This window comes from Dietzia sp. SLG310A2-38A2, assembly GCF_014145095.1.
Taxonomy (GTDB): Bacteria; Actinomycetota; Actinomycetes; order Mycobacteriales; family Mycobacteriaceae; genus Dietzia.
Genome location: NZ_JAALDX010000526.1, coordinates 8,674 through 14,919, shown reverse-complemented (window position 1 = coordinate 14,919; position 6,246 = coordinate 8,674). Strand labels below are relative to the sequence as shown.

Genomic DNA, 6,246 nt, shown 5'->3' with positions numbered 1-6,246 from the left:
GGTGGAGTCGACGGACTCGGAGAACGTCATCGAGCGGAATCCACAGCCAAAGACGGATCCGAAGCCGGCTCGCCGGGCCTCACGCCCGCGTGGGCAGCGGGTGGCGTACGTGCGGGTGTCGGCCGCCGATCAGAACGAGGCGCGTCAGCTCGAGGCGGTGGGGAAGTGCGACCGGGTCTATGTCGAGAAGCAGTCCGCTCGCTCGCGTGCTGATCGCGTGAAGCTCGAAGAGTGCATCAGGTACCTGCGAGACGGTGACGAGCTGGTTGTCGCCTCGATGGATCGACTCGCTCGATCCCTCGTTGATCTCAAGCAGATCGTCGGCGAGATCACCGCGAAGGGCGCGAGCGTGGAGTTCGTCCACGAGCGGGCCACCTACGCCGCAGGCGCCCAGGATCCCCGGGCGGATCTGATGCTCTCGCTGCTCGGGGCGTTCGCCGAATTCGAGCGAGCCATCATCCGTGAACGCCAGGCCGAGGGTATTGCCATCGCCAAGGCGAAGGGCAAGTATAAGGGGCGAAAACGTGTCCTGACCGACGAGCAGATCGACAAGGCCCGAGCCCGCATCGAGGCGGGGGAGGGGCCGTCGGCGATCGCCCGCGATCTCGGAGTGGGTCGTTCGACCCTGTACCGCGCACTCCAGAGGGCGGGCGAAGGAGCCACTCGCGTAGAACCGTAGCGAACCTGTTGGGAAATGGCGCGAAGTCCCGGTGAGTCTTACGACTCCGAGATCATGCGTACAAGCAGTTCTGCGCTCTCCGCCCCCAGCGTGCTTGCGACAGCGGTGCTCAACGCATTGAGCTGAGCCCTGACCCAATCAAGGCCACGCCTAGGTCCGCGGCTCTCGATCGCGCCAATTTCCTCGAGCAGATCTTGCTTCTCCTCCGCCGGCAGGTCAGCGTCTTCAACGTAGTTTCGAAACTGCCTCAGCGCCGCGAGAATGTCCTCTACCGACACCTCCGAGCCGATATGGGCAGTCATTGAGTGGCCCTGTCCGCCAATCGCCTGGTTCCCAATTTGTTGGGTTCCATAGTTGTCAGCCGAGATGTTCATAGTTGTCATTCCTCCGGACAGTTGCACCTGGTCGATACTCATCTGGTTTCTAAGGAGTCGCTGGCCCGCTGCGGTAAGACGCGCTCGGATCATTGATCCACCCCAGGCTTTGGTGCCCTCGAGGTAGCCGCCCGACTCAAGTTCCTCGACTGCCAGACTGACCTCCCGGTCGGAGAGCGGCCCGGTGAAGTCCGCAGCGCTCTCACTTTTCACCAGCGCTTCCGGGGAGGTCTCGGGATGGTCCGCCAGCCACTCCAGGACCCGCCTTTGAGCAAGTGAGGAGCGGTAGCTTTTGCGCATCCGGTTGGCTTCTACATGGCCACGCGTAGTCAGAATGAAGTCGAACTGGCCATCTAGGGTAGTCAGGGTGTCGTGCACGAGATCGGCAAGTTGAAGCTCGCCGTAAACGGTCTCGGCGAAAGGAGGGGGAACCACTTCATCAGGAAGAGTGCTGGCTCGCTGTCCTGGCTGGTCGATAAGCCACCGGAGTACCCGCTCTGCGTTGAATGTCATTCCAGGCATCTTGAATCTCCTTCTCTGGGGAAGTGATTGCAGTGCGGCTAGGTGGGGCTCCCGGCCGCTCTGGTCACTGTGTCATCGAGGTACGACACCGAGTTCCTGCCGAGTTGATCCGTGCAGCAGATTGTGTCGAGATGACTTGGTGGGACGTGGGCTGCCCGGACCAGTCCAGTAAGCTAGCGCGAGACGGACGTGCGCGCGGGTGGTCAACTTACGTCTCGTAACGCTGTTGTTAAACCAGATGCATCGCGGCAGGAACTGAAGGTGCTCTGCCCCCGGGCAGTCGCTTCTACGAGTTTGGTCATTGTGGCGAAGTAGATGATTTTGTCGAGGTCCTTGGGCGCGAGGTCCAGCAGGTACGATATCGACGTGGCACGTCTTGCAAGGCCGATTGTCGGGCTTCCCGAGTATTCTGGGCTCCATCCAGTGAGTGCTCTGCCTGCCACTACCGAATCGGAGGCCCCTTATGAGGCTCGACGAGTTGCGAACCCTGGTTTCCGAGTCCTCCGAAGGGGATTGGCACCGCATAGCGAAGGTCGGTCCCACCTACCGTGACCGCTTCGAATCCTGGAGTAGTCCCGCCGACGGCACTTCGGGTGTAGAACACGACGGGCACACCGAGGTGGCCATCTACCGGCCGGACGTCGACTTGGCGATCGCTTATGGAATGCCAGAGAGCCGGCATGACCGCGACCTGGCGTTTAAGTGGGCGAGCGCCTTCCCGGACTCTAACATCAACGAAATCAAGTTGATCGACTTCTTCTGGCGCGGTTCGCTCGTCGACCGACTGAACTACGTCTATATCGACGGAGCCCGCGGCATCCTTCCTCTAGGTGGCGGGCACCAGGGATTGCTCATCACTCACTACGAGCTCACCGTGGCGAGGCTGCTGAGCGATCTTGGGAACCACACCGAATTCGATCGGTACTACGACTCCGTACCGTTCGAACTCCAAGACTGACCCACGCGTATTACTTCGAACACGTCGACCTGCGTCGCCGAGACGTGGCCCAGTAGGAACTTTGACCTGATTACGGGTTCCATGTTTTCACAAGCCCCTCAAGAACGTATGACCGTTCGTCGCTCAGCAGCTCCATCCACTCGTCCCGATTGCGCAGAGTTGGATGCACTGTGAGTGGTAAGCGGTCGAGGACATCTCTAAGGTCCGCTCGCACAACTACTGGGTCGTAGCGGATCCAATCCGTGGCGTCCCCCCATCTCTCAGTATCGACGAGGCTGGGACCTAACGATTGCGAGGAAGGAGAGCGGAGGACCCACAGGAAGGGATAGAAGCAGATTTCGGCGAGCACATCGTAGTTCTTTCTCTCTCCAAGGACCTGTTGCATCCAGTAAGCGCTCGATACGCGGCACTGGGGATGCTCGATCCGAGCGACGCGAAGCTGCAGGCTAGGTGGGAGTTCCACATGGTCGTCACGAAGAAGCTCCTCGAGGAAGCCTTGGTGGACTAACTTCAACGAGGGGGTTAGAGCGGCCATCCCATGAAGCACAGATCGTGCAACGCGCCCTGGAGCGACAGATACAGCAGGGACACCGCCGGCGGAAACCGGCAGGAAGACGGCGTTATTTCGAAGCCTGCCGACCCGCGATACCCGCCTAGCGAAGTCACCGTATGCATCATCGTATTTGCTCGCCAGCCGATTACACGGCTGGCAAAGAGTCTTCAGCCACAGGCCGCCATCCCGTGGGGGCTCCTGGTACATGACTTCGTCGCGAATGTAGGGTCGTGTGCGATGGACGTGCTCCGCCCTATTCCCAGCACATTTTGGTGGAACGTGCGCCTTAGTGAGAGCAGTCGAACGGCTGCACAACTGACACAGAATGCCAGTCTGTGGCGCGGCTCCCACATAGTTGCGTTTCGACGACACAGCCCAGCTTATCCTCGGGAGCCATTCCGGGCTGCTGGTTCAGGGGGACTGCTGCGCTGATAGGTGAGATCTGGGCTGTGGTGCCGGCATGTGCCGCTGGAAGGATACGTACTGTGTCGAAGTCATTCCCCAGGGAGCTCCGCAATGACGTGGTTCGCGTCGGGCGAGTAAGCCTACCGCGCCACAGGGTATCGCCCAGGGCCAGCAAGGGGGCAAGGGTTGGCGCAAAGGCAATGGACGGTGAATGGTCTCGGGACTTCTCCGAGGAGCTGCAGTCCTGTGTCGCGCCCAGCAGGTGAGTCGTCTTTCCCCCCTGGGGTGGCCGAGGTGACCGGCCGGACGGACGGCGATGAGAGAGTCACAATCCGAATGGGCGAGGACGAGACCTGGCTGGTCCGTTAGTGCCCAGTTGCACTTCGGCAGGGGAGCGTCATATGCGGTTACGCGCAATGCCGGACGGGCGCTAGCTTGTCATCCATGGAGACCGGCGCCGACTCGAATGCTGCCGAGCGCCGCTTGTGGCAGTACGTCATCACCGGCCCGGACAGGTGTCAGCGGCCCGCGCTCAGATGCGGCGAGTGAGTTGGCGAGAAAGCTCGCCGGATCCATGTGTCGCACTTGGTCGTGCTTCACGCGACTCGCTGGTGCGACACGTTTGCGCGACGCCCTGACCGACGTGGGGCGTTGAGTGGCCCGTGCCTAGGTGTGTCGCGTTGAAGGATCGTCAAATGCGACACCAGGCTGACGGCCCATGGTGACATGGGGGAGTTGCCACACTCCCCAGTGCCCTTCGCGGCCGTTCGGCTTTGGGTGTTCAGGTTGGCCCATCCCTGTTGCCGTCGGGCGCGGGACGTTTGCTCTCTGCGTCGGTCGCCGCCACCCAGACTCTGTACTCTTCGCCCTCCGCGAGAACGCGAGTGGCACGGGCGTCCGGGTCTCCCGGGCTGAGCGCGACAGTGTCGCCGTCGACGGAGTCGACGACGGCATCAAGGAACGCTGCGACTTGGCCAAGGTGGTGTTCTTCTCCGTCCAACTCGATGTTGAGTCTCTGCGTAACCGCGACATTGATACGTGACCCCGCAGTGAGCGTGGGGCGATCGGTGGCATCGATGGTGAATTCAAACGGTGACCAGGTGGTGCTAGCCGCTTGGCCTTGCAGGAGGGTTGCTGCTTCGAAGACATGTCGGAGTTCTCCCGCGGAGAGGGCGCTCGGGATGCGAAGCAGATCCGTGGAGTGCTGCTGGATTACGTTCAACGCTCGTACGAGCCGCGCCGTTAGATGGAGATTCGAATTTCGGTCGTGAGGGTAAGGAACAGTCCAGCTATAACGGCGCGGTCCGTGGCTGGGACTCAGTCCGATTGACACTCCGCGATCGACCGCATCCATGAATGAAACGGCATCGATGAGGTCGCCTGGCAATTGGCTATAGGCGTCCCAGTTCATACGGAAGTCTGCTTCGACTTCGATAGGCTCGAAGCGGGTCCTAAGTGCAAGCTCCACCTTGTCGGTCCGGTCAGCCCATACGGTTCGCTGGCCGCCGCGCACCCCTGACGTGAAGCTCTTCCGCTCCAACCGCAGTTCGGCGACGACATCACCTGTAGCGTCTCGGACTCCAACGGTGATGCTAGATGCGGGTTCCGGACCGCCCGCTTCGGCCGTGATGGCGGTGAAGTGGATCTCAGCACTGTCAATAGTGCCGCCGAGCCCGCCGGGGAGGTTGAGTTCTGCGGACGCAGCAGACGAGGGGATCGTGAGATCGGTTCCGAAATCGAGAAACTGCTCGAAGCTCTCGGCGAGTGCCGGGTCGCCGGTTACGTCGACCTGCACGGTAGTGGTTATCGGACGCTCGCTGAGGGCGGCAGCGAACTTTGCATACACCTTGATGTGGAGCCACATGGGGCCGTGTTGCTCGGCTGCGACAGCAACCAGCCAGGGCTCATCTACTTGGTGCGGGGGGCAATCGGATGTTCCGAAGTGGTACCGGTAGTGAGGGTCATTGTTTGCTGCACGTTGCAAGATCCTGATTCGGTCGCCGACGTCGGCAGGTTGCAAACGAGTCCCGCTACCAAGGGTCGTGTCACCGCGAATGATGGCGGTGAGATCGGCGAGTTGATCAGCGAGACGGTCCTTGCCCCCCTTGAGGTAATAATCGATGAGCTCTGGGTGGCGTGCCGCGAAAATGTCGAGCCGTGTCAGGCCCATCCATGACCACGTCGGGATGCCCAGAGATTTGACCTCCTCTTCGATTCGAGCGCGGTATCCGGGGCTTGAATCGCGGGGGATCACAAGGTGCCACTCGGTGATCGCCCATCCCTCTTGCCTTGACGTTTCGGCGACCGCCCTGAGCGACTTCCTCACTTGTCGGAACTCTGCGTTGGCAAACTTCAGGGGGAAGTTCTTGACTTGAAACACCTTGCGCTGGCTGTCGCCGTCGGGAACAAAGACATCGATGCCGCCGTCCGGGCCAGGTGTGAACTTCTGACCCAGCGGGTGGTCGGCGCACACCAGCATCGCGACGGTGTGTTCGAACTCGCCGCTGTCGAGGCGAGACCAGGGGACGCGTTCAGTGGACATGGATTCGCCAAGTACTCATCAAGACTTCATCGCGCGAGGGCACCGATCCAGTATCCCAATCGACTACGACGCAGGTTGACGAACAGATGCCGCGACGGGGGAGAGGGCGAAAGTTCGCTCGCTGCGCAGCCTCGACGGTGCGGCTTGTCATAAGACCTGGTTGCCGGTGCCGACTCGAGAGCCCGTCCAGCCGGCTGTGGCGGAACGTCATTG

The 6,246-nt window shown here is 61.2% G+C and carries 5 protein-coding genes; 2 read left to right on the top strand and 3 right to left on the bottom strand.

The genetic code is table 11. The features are described from left to right. The coding region (locus G6027_RS16690; protein WP_182638122.1) for a recombinase family protein at positions 1-679 on the top strand (679 nt) is incomplete at its 5' end. Between the two features lie 38 nt (positions 680-717). On the opposite strand, the gene G6027_RS16685 is transcribed toward G6027_RS16690, so the two are convergent. Beyond that, positions 718-1,566 carry a hypothetical protein gene (locus G6027_RS16685; RefSeq protein ID WP_182638121.1) on the bottom strand — a complete coding sequence of 283 codons (849 nt, stop codon included), beginning with the start codon at positions 1,564-1,566 and terminating at the stop codon, positions 718-720. A 472-nt stretch (positions 1,567-2,038) separates the two neighbouring features. On the opposite strand from G6027_RS16685, the gene G6027_RS16680 reads away from it, so the two are divergent. Beyond that, a complete protein-coding gene (locus G6027_RS16680; RefSeq protein WP_182638120.1) occupies positions 2,039-2,533 on the top strand; it encodes a hypothetical protein in 495 nt (164 codons plus the stop codon). 70 nt (positions 2,534-2,603) lie between these two features. On the opposite strand, the gene G6027_RS16675 is transcribed toward G6027_RS16680, so the two are convergent. Further along, positions 2,604-3,068: a hypothetical protein gene (locus G6027_RS16675; protein ID WP_182638119.1), complete on the bottom strand. Its 465-nt coding sequence runs from the start codon at positions 3,066-3,068 to the stop codon at positions 2,604-2,606. Positions 3,069-4,272: 1,204 nt separating this feature from the next. Further along, positions 4,273-6,033, bottom strand: a complete 1,761-nt coding sequence (locus G6027_RS16670) for a hypothetical protein (protein WP_179523835.1) — start codon at positions 6,031-6,033, stop codon at positions 4,273-4,275. Positions 6,034-6,246 lie beyond the last annotated feature (213 nt).